At 65.7% G+C, this 15,299-nt stretch carries 13 protein-coding genes; 5 read left to right on the forward strand and 8 right to left on the reverse strand.

Annotation, left to right across the window (positions count from 1 at the left end; genetic code table 11):
• Window positions 1-26: 26 nt before the first annotated feature.
• The 8 genes from wspR to ACGLHT_RS13025 all read right to left on the reverse strand — a co-directional run bounded on the left by wspR (window position 27) and on the right by ACGLHT_RS13025 (window position 9,544).
• Complete coding sequence (gene wspR, locus ACGLHT_RS12990) at window positions 27-1,031, reverse strand: Wsp signal transduction system regulator diguanylate cyclase WspR (RefSeq protein ID WP_085618259.1); 1,005 nt, start codon at window positions 1,029-1,031, stop codon at window positions 27-29.
• A gap of 51 nt (window positions 1,032-1,082) precedes the next feature.
• Complete coding sequence (gene wspF / locus ACGLHT_RS12995; protein WP_394519453.1) at window positions 1,083-2,096, reverse strand: Wsp signal transduction system protein-glutamate methylesterase WspF; 1,014 nt, start codon at window positions 2,094-2,096, stop codon at window positions 1,083-1,085.
• A complete protein-coding gene (locus tag ACGLHT_RS13000) occupies window positions 2,093-4,396 on the reverse strand; it encodes a hybrid sensor histidine kinase/response regulator (protein ID WP_274119691.1) in 2,304 nt (767 codons plus the stop codon). The genes wspF and ACGLHT_RS13000 overlap by 4 nt, the downstream gene beginning before the upstream one ends.
• Window positions 4,393-5,055, reverse strand: coding sequence for a chemotaxis protein CheW (locus ACGLHT_RS13005; protein WP_137163114.1), 663 nt, complete (start codon window positions 5,053-5,055; stop codon window positions 4,393-4,395). The genes ACGLHT_RS13000 and ACGLHT_RS13005 overlap by 4 nt, the downstream gene beginning before the upstream one ends.
• On the reverse strand, window positions 5,052-6,329 hold the full coding sequence (locus ACGLHT_RS13010; RefSeq protein WP_274079226.1) for a protein-glutamate O-methyltransferase CheR: 1,278 nt from the start codon (window positions 6,327-6,329) through the stop codon (window positions 5,052-5,054). Before ACGLHT_RS13010 ends, ACGLHT_RS13005 begins: the two co-directional genes overlap by 4 nt.
• Window positions 6,326-6,832, reverse strand: a complete 507-nt coding sequence (locus ACGLHT_RS13015) for a chemotaxis protein CheW (RefSeq protein ID WP_025337931.1) — start codon at window positions 6,830-6,832, stop codon at window positions 6,326-6,328. The genes ACGLHT_RS13010 and ACGLHT_RS13015 overlap by 4 nt, the downstream gene beginning before the upstream one ends.
• A 5-nt stretch (window positions 6,833-6,837) precedes the next feature.
• Window positions 6,838-8,460: a methyl-accepting chemotaxis protein gene (locus tag ACGLHT_RS13020; RefSeq protein WP_394519457.1), complete on the reverse strand. Its 1,623-nt coding sequence runs from the start codon at window positions 8,458-8,460 to the stop codon at window positions 6,838-6,840.
• Between the two features lie 391 nt (window positions 8,461-8,851).
• Window positions 8,852-9,544 (reverse strand): tellurite resistance TerB family protein, encoded by a 693-nt coding sequence (locus tag ACGLHT_RS13025; protein WP_039612799.1) that lies wholly within the window; start codon window positions 9,542-9,544, stop codon window positions 8,852-8,854.
• A gap of 216 nt (window positions 9,545-9,760) precedes the next feature.
• Between ACGLHT_RS13025 and ydcS the strand changes: the two genes are divergently transcribed.
• The 5 genes from ydcS to ACGLHT_RS13050 all read left to right on the forward strand — a co-directional run bounded on the left by ydcS (window position 9,761) and on the right by ACGLHT_RS13050 (window position 15,245).
• Window positions 9,761-10,912 (forward strand): putative ABC transporter substrate-binding protein YdcS, encoded by a 1,152-nt coding sequence (gene ydcS / locus ACGLHT_RS13030; protein ID WP_274119692.1) that lies wholly within the window; start codon window positions 9,761-9,763, stop codon window positions 10,910-10,912.
• 150 nt (window positions 10,913-11,062) lie between these two features.
• On the forward strand, window positions 11,063-12,094 hold the full coding sequence (locus ACGLHT_RS13035) for an ABC transporter ATP-binding protein (RefSeq protein ID WP_274119693.1): 1,032 nt from the start codon (window positions 11,063-11,065) through the stop codon (window positions 12,092-12,094).
• 1 nt (window position 12,095) lies between these two features.
• Window positions 12,096-13,007 (forward strand): ABC transporter permease, encoded by a 912-nt coding sequence (locus ACGLHT_RS13040; protein ID WP_274079222.1) that lies wholly within the window; start codon window positions 12,096-12,098, stop codon window positions 13,005-13,007.
• On the forward strand, window positions 12,997-13,803 hold the full coding sequence (locus ACGLHT_RS13045; protein ID WP_025337926.1) for an ABC transporter permease: 807 nt from the start codon (window positions 12,997-12,999) through the stop codon (window positions 13,801-13,803). The genes ACGLHT_RS13040 and ACGLHT_RS13045 overlap by 11 nt, the downstream gene beginning before the upstream one ends.
• Window positions 13,804-13,820: 17 nt before the next feature.
• Window positions 13,821-15,245: a gamma-aminobutyraldehyde dehydrogenase gene (locus tag ACGLHT_RS13050; RefSeq protein WP_274119694.1), complete on the forward strand. Its 1,425-nt coding sequence runs from the start codon at window positions 13,821-13,823 to the stop codon at window positions 15,243-15,245.
• Window positions 15,246-15,299 lie beyond the last annotated feature (54 nt).

A 15,299-nucleotide genomic window follows, 5' to 3' on the forward strand; every position in this document is an offset into this window, starting at 1 on the left:
CCTACAAGGGTACGGTGCAGGCCCTGTCAGGCGATACCAACCTGGTTGCGCCCACCATTCTTGGCCTGGTACAGGCCTTTGTCCGCAGCCGAGATCAGTTGCCGGCTATGGCTGCCGATGGACGGAGTCTGGGTGGCCAGGCCAATGCTCACGGTCAGATACGAGTCGGGCACCGGCGCGGTGTGCGGGATGCCCAGGCCGAGCACGGTCTGGCGCAGCTTCTCGGCCACCAGCCGTGCCCCGCCCGGCGTGGTGTTGGGCAATACCAGGACGAATTCCTCGCCACCATAGCGCGCCGGCAGGTCGGTTGGCCGCGAGCACGAGCCGCGGATCGCCTCGGCCACCTGGCGCAAGGCCTCGTCACCGGCCAGGTGGCCAAAGCTGTCGTTGTAGGCCTTGAAGTAGTCCACGTCGATCATCAGCAGCGACAACTGCTGCTGCTCACGCATGGCCCGGCGCCACTCCAGTTCCAGGTACTCGTCGAAGTGGCGGCGGTTGGACAACCCGGTCAGGCCATCGGAGTTCATCAGCCGCTGCAGCATCAGGTTGGTATCGAGCAGTTGCTGCTGGCTGACGCGCAGGGCGCGGTAGGCCTCGTCGCGCTGCAACAGGGTCAGGTAGGAACGCGAGTGATAGCGGATGCGCGCCACCAGCTCGATGGTATCCGGCAGCTTGACCAGGTAATCGTTGGCCCCGGCAGCAAAGGCCGCGCTCTTGACCAGCGGGTCTTCCTTGGTCGACAGGACGATGATCGGGATATCCTGGGTCGCCGGGTTGTTGCGGTATTCACGCACCAGGGTCAGCCCGTCCAGGCCAGGCATGATCAGGTCCTGCAAAATCACCGTGGGCTTGATGCGCACGGCCTGGGCCACCGCCTGGTGCGGGTCGGCGCAGAAGTGGAAGTCGATGTTCTCTTCATGGGCCAGGCCACGCCGCACCGCCTCGCCGATCATGGCCTGGTCGTCGACCAGCAGCACCATCGCCGAGTTCTCGTTGGGGGTCGTGAAACCTTCGATCGGTAAATCATTCATACCTGTTCACCCGATCACTGCCGGCCTGGCGGCGTGATTCAATACACTTCGTCATTTTGCGAAAAATTCCATCAAGCGCCCGGCTATGCGTTCCAGCGGGCGGATTTCCACTGCGGCATCGATGGCCGCAGCGGCCTTGGGCATCCCGTACACCGCACTGCTGGCCTGGTCCTGGGCAATGGTCAGGAAGCCCTGCTGGCGCATCAGCTTCAGGCCCTGGGCACCATCGCGGCCCATGCCGGTAAGCAACACGCCCACCGCATCGCCGGTCCAATAGCGCGCCACACTCTCGAAGAACACATCGATCGAGGGCCGGTAAATTTCATTGACAGGTTCGGCAGTGTAGGCCAGTTGGCCGTTCTGTAGCAGGCGGATGTGGTGATTGGTGCCTGCCAGCAACACCTGCCCCGGCTGCGGCGGCTCGCCTTCCCGGGCCAGGCGCACCGGCAGCCCGGCAGCGCTGCTGAGCCATTCGGCCATGCCCGCGGCAAACACCTGGTCCACATGCTGGACCAGCACGATGGCCGCCGGAAACGCCGCCGGCAGGCCCTGCAGCAACACTTCCAGCGCCGCAGGGCCACCTGCCGACGAGCCGATCGCCACCAGGCCGCGGCGCTGGGAAGCCTCGCGCAGCGGCGTGGCCACCGGGCGGGCGGCAGGCGCACGCTGCTGGCCGATCAGCCAGCCGATATTGAGGATTTTGCGCAGCAGTGGCGCCGCCGCTTCACGGGGATCGCCCGCGCCCAGCGCCGGCGTGTATACCACGTCGAGGGCGCCGTAGCCCATGGCTTCGAACACCCGGTGCACGTTCTGCTTGCGGTCGACCGTGACGATGACGATGGCGCATGGGGTTTCGGCCATGATCCGCCGGGTGGCCTCGACGCCATCCATGACCGGCATGATCAGGTCCATGAGGATCAGGTCTGGCTGCTGCTCGGTGCAGCGCTGCACCGCCTCGGCGCCATTGCTGGCCACCCATACCACCTCATGCGCCGGCTCCAAGGCGACCGCCCGGCGCAGCGCCTCCACGGCCATGGGCATGTCGTTGACGATGGCGATCTTCATCCCTGAGCACCTCCGATCAGCTCAACTACAGCATCCAGCAACGCATCGTCATGGAAACTGGCCTTTGCCAAATAGTAGTCGGCGCCGGCATCCAGGCCACGCCGTCGGTCTTCCTCACGGTCCTTGTAGGACACCACCATCACCGGCAGCGATTGCAGGCGCTGGTCGCGGCGCACCAGGGTGACCAGCTCGATGCCGTCCATGCGCGGCATGTCGATGTCGGTGATCAGCAGGTCGAAGTCTTCGCCACGCAAGGCGTTCCAGCCGTCCATGCCATCCACCGCCACGGCCACGTCGTAGCCACGGTTGCCGAGCAGCTTGCGCTGCAGTTCTCGCACGGTCAGCGAATCGTCGACCACCAGGATGCGCTGGCGCGCCACGCCACGGGCGCCGCTGCTGCCGCGCTCGATGCGTTCCAGGCTGCCGGTGCTGAGCAGTTTCTCCACCGAGCGCAGCAGGTCCTCGACATCGACGATCAGCACCACCGAGCCATCGTCGAGCAAGGCGCCGGAAGAAATGTCCTGCACCTTGCCCAGCCGTGGGTCGAGCGGCATCACCACCAGCACCCGCTCGCCCACCAGCCGCTCCACGGCCACGCCGTACAGTTGCTCGCGCTCGCGGATCACCACCACCCGCAGGCTGCTCTCCTGCGTTTGCCCGGCCGGGCGGTTGAGCAGTTGGCTGGCCGCCACCAGGCCGATGTGCCGGCCTTCGTGCCAGAAGTGCTGGCGCCCCTCGATCTGCACGATCTCTTCGGCGCTCACTTCCAGCGTGCGTTCGATATGGGCGAGCGGGAAGGCATACGCCTCGCCGCCCACCTCGACCACCAGGCTGCGCACCACCGACAGGGTCAGTGGCACCTGCAGGTGGAAACGGCAGCCCTGCCCGGCCAGCTGGGTCAGCTCGATCGAACCGCGCAGTTCACGGATCATGTGCTGCACCGCATCCAGGCCCACGCCGCGCCCGGACACCTCGGTGACCTTGTCGCGCAGGCTGAAACCGGGCAAGAACAGGAACGTCAGCAACTCTTGCTCGCTCATCCGCGCCACTGTGTCAGCGGGCGACAGGGCACGCCCGACAATGCTGCTGCGCAGGCGCTCGAGGTCGATGCCGGCACCGTCGTCGATCAGTTCCAGGCTGAGCATTCCGGCCTGGTGCGAGGCCCGCAGGCGGATCACCCCCTCCTCCGCCTTGCCCGCCAGCAGGCGCCGCTCGGGCAGCTCGATGCCGTGGTCGACCGCATTGCGCAACAGGTGGGTCAGCGGTGCTTCGAGCTTTTCCAACACATCGCGGTCGACCTGGGTCTTGTCCCCTTCCACCAGCAGCCGCACCGGCTTGCCCAGCGAACGGCCAAGGTCGCGCACCATGCGGCTCTGGCCGGTCAGCACATCGGCAAACGGCCGCATCCGGCAGGCCAGCGCGGTGTCGTACAGCAATTGTGCGCGCTGGCTGGCCTGCCAGCCGAACTCGTCCAGGTCGGCAGCCTGCTGCTGCAGGATCTGCTGGGTTTCCGCCAGCAGGCGCTGGGTCTGTGCCAGGGCTTCGAGCACCTCGCTGCTCTGGCCACTGTCCTCCAGTTGCATGCGCAGGCCATCAAGCGCCTGCATGCCCTGGCCGTGCATGCGCTTGAGGCGCTGCAGGGTGGCCAGGTAAGGCTTGAGCCGCTGGGTTTCCACCAGCGACTTGCTGGACAGGTCGAGCAGGCTGTTGAGGCGATCGGCGGTGACCCGCAGCACCCGCTCCGTACCTTCGCCAGTGCGCTTGCCGGCCTTGCGACGTGGGGCCAGCTCGGGCTCGGGCTCAGGCTCCAAGGGTTCGACAGGCAGCGGCAAAGGTTCGGTTTGCACGGTTTGCACCGGCGCTTCCGGCAGCGCTGGCACGGCTGGCGGCGCGGGGGGCACGGCTGCCGCCCCCGGGTCGAGCAGGTTGGCCATTTGCGCAAGGAACACCGGCAGGGTCGCCTGCGCCCCGGCATCGCCAGGCGTGGCGATGCGCATCAACAGGTCGGTGCCCTGCAACAGGGTATCGATATGCTCGGCGCTCAGCCGCAGGCGGCCCTCCTGGGCGGCCACCAGGCAGTCCTCCATGACGTGGGCGACGCTGACGCCAGCGTCCACCCCGACAATCCGCGCCGCGCCCTTCAGCGAGTGGGCCGCGCGCATGCAAGCCTCGAGCTGGTCGGCCTGCGTGGGATTACGCTCCAGTGCCATCAGGCCGACGCTGAGCACCTGGGTCTGCGCCTCGGCCTCCAGGCTGAACAGTTCGAGCAACGATGCGTCGCGCATTTGCTCTGGGGTCATGACAGGCTCCGCTGCACGGCAGACAGTAAGTGTTGATCGTCCAGCACCCGCACGCTGCGGCCACGCCATTGCAGGACCGCTGCGGTGAAGTGGGAGGCGTCCTGGCCGCTGCCCAGCAGCAGCGGGTCGAGCCGGTGAATGCCGTCGATTTCCTCGACCGCCATCACCACCGGCCCGCCATCCGCAGCCAGGATCAGCATGCGTGGCATCGCCCGGCCGCTACGTTGCTCGGCAGCGCTGGCCTGCACACCCAGCAGGTCGGCCAGTGACAGGCACGGCACCAGCGCACCGCGCACGTTGGCCACCCCCTGCAACACCCGCGAGCGCTGGTGCGGCAGCGAATGCACCGCCTGCAGCGGGGCAATTTCGGCCAGGCAGGCGGTGGCCAGCGCCAGCCACTCTTCGCCCAGGCGGAACAGCAGCATGGAGCGGCCGGTGTTTTCCTCGACCGGTGGCGCCGCGGCAGCCTGGTGGTCCTGCATCAGCGCGTAGCGGTCGAGCAGGCGTGTGGCCGCTGCGGCATATACCTCGCAGTTGCGGCAGTGAACGTGACGTTCCAGCAGCGGGCACTGCTTGTCGCCGTGCACGCCAATGCGGTTCCAGCAGTCGTCGATGTGCGCGTCATCCTCGGCGAGCAATTGCATCGCGGATTCCTTCATCGTTCAGACTCCCTGCCAACCCGTGCGGCGCGCTCCTGCAGGCGCCGGGCACCGGCAAGGTCGCCCTGGGCCGCCAGCAAGGCCGCCAGGTGCACCAGCGCCTCAGGGTGCTGCGGTTCCAGGTACAGGGCTTTGCGATAGTGGGTCAGTGCCTGCTGCGCATCGCCTTCGGTATCGCTGAGCAGCCCCAGCCAGTAGTAAACCTGCGCCGAAGGCGCGAACTGGCCCAGGTAGCGCTGGCATTCGGCACGGGCTTGCTCGCTGGCGCCGGCATTGGCAAGCCGGGCAATGCTGGCCAGCAACTCGCTTGCCTCCTCGCGCTTGTGCTCGCGCGCCGGCGCTGGCTTGACGGCCACGGGCAGCACTCGCAGTGGGCGCGGTGACGACGCTGCGCTCGGTAACGGATAGCCTGGCTTGGCCGGTGCTGGCGATGTGCGCCGCAAGGGCTGGACCGGGGGCGTAGCCAGCGCAGCGCCGCCACCCTCCTGGCGCACGTAGGCGAACGACTGGGCAATCCCCAGCGGGCGCATGCCCAATCGCGCCAGCAAGCTGCCTTCGGCCGGGCCGATGAACAGCACACCCTGTGGGTGCAACAAGCGCTTGAGCACTTCGAACACCCGTTGTTGGGTCGGCACGTCGAAATAGATCAGCAGGTTGCGACAGAACACGAAGTCGTACAGGCCATCGCGGCTGGCCAGCGCCGGATCGAGCACGTTGCCCACCTGCAGGCTGACTTGCTCGCGCACCCGCTCATGCAGGAGGTGGCCTTCTTCGAGGGCATCGAAGTAACGCTCGCGAAAGCCCAGGTCGCTGCCACGGAAGGCATTGCGCCCGTACACGGCCTGCCCGGCCTTGGCCACGGAACTGGGGCTGATGTCCATGCCGTCGATCATGAACGCCCCCGGCGCGATACCGGCATCGAGCAAGGCCATGGCCAGCGAATAGGGTTCCTCGCCTGTCGAGCAAGGCAGGCTGAGCAGGCGCAGCGGGCGCGCCCCGGCCAGCTCGGCCAGGCGCTTGTGCGCCAGGCTGGCCAAGGCGGTGAAGGACTCGGGGTAACGGAAGAACCAGGTTTCCGGGACGATGACCGCTTCGATCAGCGCCTGTTGCTCATCCATCGACTGCTGCAGGTGCAGCCAGTAATCATCCAGGTCCGCAGCGTTCACGGCCACGCAGCGCTGGCGCAGCGCACGCTCGACCATGGGCGCGCCCACCGACTCCACGTCCAGGCCGATGCGTTCGCGCAGGAAGCGGAAAAAATGCTGTTCGTTCATGTCGGCATCCCTGTCGGATCATCCGCGTACAGCAACTCGTGCACGGCATCGGGCAGCAGATCGTTGACTTCGATGCGCTGCAACAAGCCCTGCTCGTCCTGACGCACCGGCCCCAGGTACGGGGCTTCACCGCTGTCCACGCCATACGGCTGGAACTCGTCGGGGTGGCAACGCAGGGTTTCGGTGGCCTGCTCCAGGATCAGGCCAAGCTGCAGGCCGCCTCGGTAGTGCACCAGCACCAGGCGGGTACTGGTGCGCTGCGCCGCCGGCTGGCCGAAGCTCAATGCCGCCAGGTCGACCACCGGTACCAGCAGGCCCCGGTGTGCAAGGATGCCTGCGACCCAGGCAGGCGCCTTGGCGATCGGCTTGAGCGGCTGGCGCGGCAGCACCTCGATCACTTCGTGCACGCTCAGGGCAAAGCGTTGCTCCCGGATGCGAAACTGCAGGTACAACGCCCCCTTGGCGTTGACCGCCCGCGCGGCGCGCGGTTGCAAGTCGTTCATCGCAGTCAGACTTTGAAGCGCGACACGCCGCCACGCAGGCCAGCGGCCACCTGGCTCAGCTCATCGATGGCGAAACTGGCCTGGCGCAGCGATTCGACCGTCTGGGTGCTGGCATCGCTGAGCTGGGCCAGCGCCTGGTTGATCTGCTCGGCACCGGTGGCCTGTGCCTGCATGCCTTCGTTGACCATCAGCACTCGCCGTGCCAGGGCCTGCACCTGGTGGATGATCTGGCTGAGCTGTTCGCCCACCTGCTGCACTTCGAACATGCCGCGGCGCACTTCTTCGGAAAACTTGTCCATGCCCATGACCCCGGCCGACACCGCCGACTGGATCTCGCGCACCATCTGCTCGATATCGTAGGTGGCCACGGCGGTCTGGTCGGCCAGGCGGCGCACTTCGGTGGCTACCACGGCAAAGCCGCGGCCGTACTCGCCGGCCTTTTCCGCTTCGATGGCAGCGTTGAGCGACAGCAGGTTGGTCTGGTCGGCGACCTTGACGATGGTCACCACCATCTGGGTGATGTTGCTGGCCTTTTCGTTGAGGATGCCCAGCTTGGCGTTGACCAGGTCGGCGGCGCCCATCACCTGGTGCATGGTTTCTTCCATGCGTGCCAGGCCCTGCTGACCGGAACCGGCCAGGCTGGAGGCCTGGTCGGCGGCCGAGGTGACCTCGGTCATGGTGCGCACCAGGTCACGCGAAGTGGCGGCGATTTCCCGCGAGGTGGCGCCGATTTCGGTGGTGGTGGCGGCCGTTTCGGTGGCGGTGGCCTGCTGTTGCTTGGAGGTTGCGGCGATTTCGGTCACCGAGGTGGTCACCTGCACCGACGAACGCTGGGCCTGGGCCACCAGGTTGGCCAGGGCCTCGGCCATTTCGTTGAAGCCGCTTTCGATGGCGCCGAATTCGTCCTTGCGGTCCAGGCTCAGGCGCATGCTCAGGTCGCCCGAGCGCAGTTTGTCGAGGGCATGGACAATGCGCTGCATGGGCGCGGTGATGGCGCGCATCAGCAACAGGCCGCAGATACCGGCGGCGATGATCGCCAGCAGCAGCGAAACTATCATGCTACCTTTGGCCGTGCTTACGGCGCCGACGATCTCGTTGGTGTCGGTGTCGGCGGAGGCGCGGTTGTGCTCGATCACTTCGTTCAGGTGCTTGCGGCCTTCGAGCCAGGCTGGGGTGAGCACATCGGTGATCAACCGCTGGGCTTCCGCATAGTTGCGCTGTCGATAGGCTTCCAGCACCTGGTCGACGATCTTGAGGTAGGCAACTTCCATCTGGATGAAGGCGTCGAAGCGCGCCTGGTCGTCATCATCCTGAATGGTGCCCTGGTAGCTGGCCATGTGCTCTTTCAGGCGGTCCTGGAAGCTCTTGAACAGCTCCGCGTCGGCCGAGGTGAATTCGCGGTGATTGGACAGCCCCACCAGCTGCTGGCTGGTGACGTAACTGTCGACCCAGGCACTGCGGATCATCGAGCTGTAGTAGAGGCCGGGAATGCTGTCGGTCCCCACTGCCTGCTCGGCGGATGCGATGGTCACCAACTGCGAGTAGGCGGCCACGATCATCAGCAGCATGATGGCGATGATCACGGCGAAACTTGCCAGGATCCGTTGGCGCAAGGTCCAGTTCTTCACATTCAGCCCTCAGGAATTCACAACGAGCGGGAAAAATCGCCGAAGTATAGCCCAGGCGCCCAGCGCTCATGCGGCTGAAATGTGGGAATGGAGTAAAAGCTACCGGGTGCTTGTCGCGATATTTTCAGCGCCTGTGAGATCGAGCGCCGCCCGCGCGGCGCTTCGCAGCGCAAGGCTGCTCCTACATCTGTTTCGGGCCAATCATTCCTGCACCGTAGGCGCGCGTCCCCTTGGCGTCCACCCCGATGTCATGCCGGACAAACAAGGCGGTCGCGTGCATTGGTACAGGCGTTACTGGCCCGAAACAGATGTAGGAGCAGCCTTGCGCTGCGAAGCGCCGCGCGGGCGGCGCTCGATCTCACAGACGCTGAAAATGTCGTGACAAGCGCTGCTACTGCACTACCGCCTGCCTTGCCTGGCTTTCCAGTTCCTGACGCAGGGCCGGGTCCAGGCGCAGCTGGCGGGCCAGTTCGTCCAGGTAGGCGCGCTCCATGAAGTTTTCCTGGTCGACCATCATCACGCTGGCCAGGTACATCTCGGCGGCCATTTCCGGCGTTTGCGCGGCACGGGCCACTTCGGCCGGGTCCAGCGGCTTGTTCAGCTCGGCATGCAGCCAGTGCTGCAACTCGCGGTCGTTGTCCAGGCGGGTGAATTCACCCTCGATCAGCGCACGCTCGCGTTCGTCGATATGGCCATCGGACTTGGCCGCCGCCACCAGCGCCCGCAGTACCGCCTGGCTGTGCAGCTCGGCCTGGGCCGGCGGCAGGCGGTCGACGGTCTGTGGCTCGGTGGCGGCCACCTGCTGGCGCGCCTGCCAGTTGCCGTAGGCCTTGTAGGCCAGCACACCGAGCGCGGCCAGGCCGCCATAGGTGAGGGCCTTGCCGCCATATTTGCGGGCCTTCTTGTTGCCCAGCAGCAAGCCCATGGCGCCCGCCGCCAGGGCGCCGCCACCGGCACCGGAAAGCAGGCTGCCAAGGCCGCCGGCACTGGCGCCTGGCTTGCCAGAGCTGCCCTTGCCGGCCTGGCTGGCGAGCAAGTCCTGGCCGGACTTGAGCAACTGGTCGAGCAATCCCCGGGTATTCATCAAACGGTCTCCACGTTGGCCAAGGGAGCCGTCAGGTTAAGCCCTGCCCGCCCGATCGCCATGGGGGGATTTGCTTCCGGATGTTGCATTGGCTGGCAAAAAGCCAACTAGACTCGATATCGCCAATACCGCGCTAACCGCACCACGTTCATGACGATCGCTTCACGGCTTGCTTGATGACTGCCCCGACCAAAATCTCCAAGAAGAGGGAACACCATGTCAGTGCACAAGACCGCATTGCTCGGCGCAACCGCCTGCGCCGTGCTGGCCAACGCCAGCCTGCAGGCTGCCGAACCGCCCAAGGCCCTGGGGCCCGGCGAGGGCCGCCTGGACATCGTCGCCTGGCCCGGCTACATCGAGCGCGGTGAAAGCGACAAGGCCTACGACTGGGTGACCGGATTCGAGAAGGAAACCGGCTGCAAGGTCAGCGTCAAGACCGCCGCCACCTCGGACGAGATGGTCAGCCTGATGACCAAGGGCGGCTACGACCTGGTCACCGCCTCGGGCGATGCCTCGCTGCGGCTGATCGCGGGCAAGCGGGTACAGCCGATCAACACCGCCTTGATCCCCAACTGGAAGAACATCGACCCACGGCTGCAGAACGGTGGCTGGTACGTGGTCGACAAGCAGGTCTACGGCACCCCTTACCAATGGGGGCCGAACGTGCTGCTGTACAACACCGATGTGTTCAAGCAGGCGCCTACCAGCTGGGGCGTGCTGTTCGAGCCGCAGAACCTGCCCGACGGCAAGCCGAACAAGGGCCGCGTGCAGGCCTACGATGGGCCGATCTACATCGCCGATGCGGCGTTGTACCTGAAGGCAGCCAAGCCGGAGCTGGGCATCCAGGACCCGTACGAGCTGAGCGAAGCGCAGTACAAGGCCGTGCTGGAGCTGCTGCGCCAGCAGCAACCGCTGATCCACCGCTACTGGCATGACGCCACGGTGCAGATGAGCGACGTGAAGAACGAAGGCGTGGTTGCCTCCAGCTCCTGGGGCTACATGGTCAATGGCCTCAAGGCCGAGAAGCAGCCCGTGGCCTCGACCATTCCCAAGGAAGGCGCGACCGGCTGGGCCGACACCACCATGCTGCACAGCGAGGCCAAGCACCCCAACTGTGCCTACAAATGGATGGACTGGTCGCTGCAGCCGAAAGTACAGGGTGATGTGGCGGCCTGGTTCGGTTCGTTGCCGGCGGTGCCGGCGGCCTGCACCGGCAGCGAGCTGCTGGGGGCCGAGGGCTGCAAGACCAACGGTTTCGACAACTTCGACAAGATCGCCTTCTGGAAAACCCCGCAGGCCCAGGGCGGCAAGTTCGTGCCGTATAGCCGCTGGACCCAGGATTACATTGCGATCATGGGCGGGCGCTGAGGTTACCTGAATGCCTGTGCCGGCCTCTTCGCGGGTGAACCCGCTCCCACAGGTAAAGCACCACCCTTACAGGCGGTGATGAACCTGTAGGAGCGGGTTCACCCGCGAAGAGGCCAGCACAGGAGTAAGCCAGTTGTCCGGAGCCTATGCATGCCCCTAGCCGTCCAGTTCACCCAGGTTTCCCGCACCTTCGGCGAGGTCAAGGCCGTCGACCAGGTCAGCATCGACATCATCGATGGCGAATTCTTCTCCATGCTCGGCCCCTCTGGTTCGGGCAAGACCACCTGCCTGCGCCTGATCGCCGGCTTCGAGCAACCCAGCAGCGGTTCGATCCGCATCCACGGTGTCGAGGCTGCGGGCGTACCGCCCTACCAGCGCGACGTCAACACCGTATTCCAGGACTACGCCCTGTTCCCGCACATGAACGTACTGGACAACATCGCCTACGGCCTGAAGGTAAAAGGCGTGGCCAAGGCCGAACGCCACAGCCGCGCCGAAGAAGCCCTGGCAATGGTGGCCCTGGCCGGCTACGGCGCACGCAAGCCAGTGCAGTTGTCCGGTGGCCAACGCCAACGCGTGGCCCTGGCCCGCGCGCTGGTCAACCGGCCACGGGTACTGCTGCTGGACGAGCCGCTTGGCGCGCTGGACCTTAGGTTGCGCGAACAGATGCAGGGCGAGCTGAAAAAGCTGCAGCGCCAGCTGGGCATCACCTTCATCTTCGTCACCCACGACCAGACCGAGGCGCTGTCGATGTCCGATCGCGTCGCAGTGTTCAACCGCGGCCGTATCGAGCAGGTCGACACCCCGCGCAACCTTTACATGCAACCGGCCACCACCTTCGTCGCCGAATTTGTCGGCACCTCCAATGTGGTGCGTGGCGAACTGGCCATGGCCCTCAATGGCAGCCCGGCGCCCTTCTCCATCCGCCCCGAACACATCCGCCTCGGCGACCCGGCCACAGCCGGCCAGCACGTCCAGGTCAGCGGCCAGCTGCGCGATATCCAGTACCAGGGCAGTGCCACCCGCTACGAGCTGCAACTGGACAGCGGCCAGCTGCTGGCGGTGAGCCAGGCCAACGACCGCTGGCAGGCGCAGGCACAGGCCTGGCAACCCGGGCAACGGGTACAGGCGCACTGGCCCCGCGAAGCCATGACGGTGCTGCAGGAAACCGAGGGCCGCTGACATGAGCACACTGCGCGGCCTGTCCAACCTGCTGTACCGGCGCCCCAACCTGTACCTGGCCCTGCTGCTGATCCCACCGCTGACCTGGTTCGGCGCTATCTACCTGGGTTCGCTGCTGAACCTGCTGTGGCAAGGCTTCTATACCTTCGACGACTTCACCATGGCGGTGACCCCGGACCTGACCCTGGGCAATTTCGCCGCGCTGTTCAACCCGTCGAACTTCGACATCATCCTGCGCACCCTGGGAATGGCGCTGGCGGTGTCGCTGGCCAGCGCGGTGCTGGCCTTCCCCATCGCCTACTACATGGCGCGCTACACCAGCGGCAAGACCAAGGCATTTTTCTACATCGCAGTGATGATGCCGATGTGGGCCAGCTACATCGTCAAGACCTACGCCTGGACCTTGCTGCTGGCCAAGGGTGGCGTGGCCCAATGGTTCGTCCAGCAACTGCACCTGGATACCCTGCTGCAAACGGTGCTGGCGGTGCCGGGCGTGGGCGGCAGCACGCTGTCGACTTCGCACCTGGGGCGCTTCATGGTGTTCGTGTACATCTGGCTGCCGTTCATGATCCTGCCGATCCAGGCCTCGCTGGAACGCTTGCCGCCATCGCTGCTGCAAGCCTCGGCAGACCTCGGCGCCCGGCCCGGGCAAACCTTCGTGCAGGTGATACTGCCGCTGTCGATCCCGGGCATTGCCGCCGGCTCGATCTTCACCTTCTCGCTGACCCTGGGCGACTTCATCGTGCCGCAGCTGATCGGCCCACCCGGCTACTTCATCGGCAGCATGGTCTATGCCCAGCAAGGGGCGATCGGCAACATGCCGATGGCCGCCGCGTTCACCCTAGTGCCGATCGTGCTGATCGCGGTGTACCTGTCCATCGTCAAGCGACTGGGGGCCTTCGATGCACTCTGAAAAAGCCTCGACCGGGCTGCGCCTGGCGGCCTGGGGCGGCTTGCTGTTCCTGCACTTCCCGATCCTGATCATCTTCCTGTATGCCTTCAACACCGAAGACGCGGCGTTCAGCTTCCCGCCCAAGGGCTTTACCCTGAAGTGGTTCGCCGTGGCCTTCGCCCGGCCCGATGTGCTGGAAGCGATCAAGCTGTCACTGCAAGTGGCCTGCCTGGCCACGCTGATCGCCCTGGTGCTCGGCACGCTGGCCTCGGCGGCGCTGTACCGGCGCAGCTTTTTCGGCAAGGAGAGCATTTCGCTGATGCTGATCCTGCCCATCGCCCTGCCCGGCATCATCACCGGTATCGCCCTGCTCTCGGCGTTCAAGACCCTGGGGATCGAGCCCGGGGTGTTCACCATCGTGGTCGGCCACGCCACGTTCTGCGTGGTGATCGTCTACAACAACGTGATCGCCCGCCTGCGGCGTACTTCGCAGAGCCTGATCGAAGCCTCGATGGACCTGGGCGCCGACGGCTGGCAGACCTTCCGCTACATCATCCTGCCCAACCTCGGCTCGGCGCTGCTGGCCGGTGGCATGCTGGCCTTTGCCCTGTCGTTCGACGAAATCATCGTCACCACCTTCACTGCCGGCCACGAACGCACCCTGCCGATCTGGCTGCTCAACCAGCTCAGCCGCCCGCGCGACGTGCCGGTGACCAACGTGGTCGCCATGCTGGTGATGCTGGTGACCATGCTGCCGATCCTTGGCGCCTATTACCTGACCCGTGGCGGTGAAAGCGTCGCGGGCAGCGGCAAATGACCCTGGAGGAGTCCCCGATGCAAACGCAGATGCTGATCAATGGCCAGCTGGTCGCTGGCGAAGGCCCGGCCTGGACCGTGCTCAACCCGGCGCTGGGCAGTGCCCTGGCGCAGATCAACGAAGCCAGCGAGGCCCAGGTGGACAGCGCCGTGCGCGCCGCCGACCAGGCCTTCGACAGCTGGTCGCAAACCAGCCCCAAGGAACGCTCGCAAGCCTTGCTGGCGCTGGCCGACGCTATCGAAGCCCATGGCGATGAACTGGCCCGACTGGAATCGCAGAACTGCGGCAAGCCGCTGAGCGCCGCGCTGAATGACGAGATCCCGGCAATTGCCGACGTGTTCCGCTACTTCGCCGGTGCGGCGCGCTGCCTGGGCGGCTCGGCAGCCGGCGAATACCTGCCGGGCCATACTTCGATGATCCGCCGCGACCCGCTGGGCGTGGTGGCCTCGATCGCACCGTGGAACTACCCGTTGATGATGCTGGCGTGGAAGATCGCCCCGGCCCTGGCTGCCGGCAACACGGTGGTGATCAAACCCTCCGAGCTGACCCCGCTGACCGCCCTGCGCCTCGGCGAACTGGCCCAGGACCTGCTGCCACCGGGGGTGCTGAACATCCTCTTCGGCCGTGGCCAGACGGTCGGCAACCCGCTGGTCAACCACCCCAAGGTGCGCATGGTGTCGCTGACCGGCTCGATCCCCACCGGCGCGCACATCATCAGCGCCACCGCCGACAGCGTGAAACGCATGCACATGGAACTGGGCGGCAAGGCCCCGGTGCTGGTGTTCGACGATGCCGACATCGATGCCGCCATCGACGGCATCCGTACCTTCGGCTTCTACAACGCCGGCCAGGACTGCACCGCCGCCTGTCGGCTGTACGTGCAGGATGGCATCTATGATCGTTTCGTCGAACGCCTGGGGGCCGCAGTGGCCAGCCTAAAGCCAGGCCTGCAGGAAGCCGAGGACACCGAACTGGGGCCACTGATCAGTGCCCAGCACCGCGACAAGGTCGCAGGGCTGGTGCAACGGGCCATCGCCCAGCCGCACATTCGCCTGGTTACCGGTGGCAAGGCGATTGATGGCGACGGTTTCTTCTTCGAACCGACCGTGCTGGCCGACGCCCTGCAGGACGACGAAATCGTGCGTAACGAAGTGTTCGGCCCGGTAGTGTCGGTGACCCGCTTCAACGACGAAGCGCAGGCGCTGGAATGGGCCAACGACTCCAACTACGGCCTCGCCTCATCGGTATGGACCCGCGACACCGGCCGCGCCCACCGCCTGGCAGCGCGCCTGCAGTATGGCTGCACATGGGTGAACACCCACTTCATGCTGGTCAGCGAAATGCCCCATGGCGGGCAGAAGCATTCGGGGTATGGCAAGGACATGTCAATGTATGGGCTGGAGGACTACACCTGTGTGCGGCATGTGATGATCAAGCATTAAGCGGTCGTGTTGACCGAGGGGCTTTGCATCCCCTCGGTCAACATCTCAGACGTT

It is taken from the genome of Pseudomonas sp. PsB (assembly GCF_043658375.1).
Lineage (GTDB): Bacteria > Pseudomonadota > Gammaproteobacteria > Pseudomonadales > Pseudomonadaceae > Aquipseudomonas > Aquipseudomonas putida_Z.

Excerpts from the sequence above, each read along its gene's own strand:
- ACGLHT_RS13025 (WP_039612799.1), bottom strand. The coding sequence starts at position 9,544 with ATGAATACCCGGGGATTGCTCGACCAGTTGCTCAAGTCCGGCCAGGAC.
- ACGLHT_RS13040 (WP_274079222.1), top strand. The coding sequence starts at position 12,096 with ATGAGCACACTGCGCGGCCTGTCCAACCTGCTGTACCGGCGCCCCAAC.
- ACGLHT_RS13000 (WP_274119691.1), bottom strand. The coding sequence starts at position 4,396 with ATGACCCCAGAGCAAATGCGCGACGCATCGTTGCTCGAACTGTTCAGC.
- ACGLHT_RS13010 (WP_274079226.1), bottom strand. The coding sequence starts at position 6,329 with ATGAACGAACAGCATTTTTTCCGCTTCCTGCGCGAACGCATCGGCCTG.
- ACGLHT_RS13045 (WP_025337926.1), top strand. The coding sequence starts at position 12,997 with ATGCACTCTGAAAAAGCCTCGACCGGGCTGCGCCTGGCGGCCTGGGGC.
- ACGLHT_RS13015 (WP_025337931.1), bottom strand. The coding sequence starts at position 6,832 with ATGAACGACTTGCAACCGCGCGCCGCGCGGGCGGTCAACGCCAAGGGG.
- ydcS (WP_274119692.1), top strand. The coding sequence starts at position 9,761 with ATGTCAGTGCACAAGACCGCATTGCTCGGCGCAACCGCCTGCGCCGTG.
- ACGLHT_RS13050 (WP_274119694.1), top strand. The coding sequence starts at position 13,821 with ATGCAAACGCAGATGCTGATCAATGGCCAGCTGGTCGCTGGCGAAGGC.
- wspF (WP_394519453.1), bottom strand. The coding sequence starts at position 2,096 with ATGAAGATCGCCATCGTCAACGACATGCCCATGGCCGTGGAGGCGCTG.
- ACGLHT_RS13035 (WP_274119693.1), top strand. The coding sequence starts at position 11,063 with ATGCCCCTAGCCGTCCAGTTCACCCAGGTTTCCCGCACCTTCGGCGAG.
- wspR (WP_085618259.1), bottom strand. The coding sequence starts at position 1,031 with ATGAATGATTTACCGATCGAAGGTTTCACGACCCCCAACGAGAACTCG.
- ACGLHT_RS13005 (WP_137163114.1), bottom strand. The coding sequence starts at position 5,055 with ATGAAGGAATCCGCGATGCAATTGCTCGCCGAGGATGACGCGCACATC.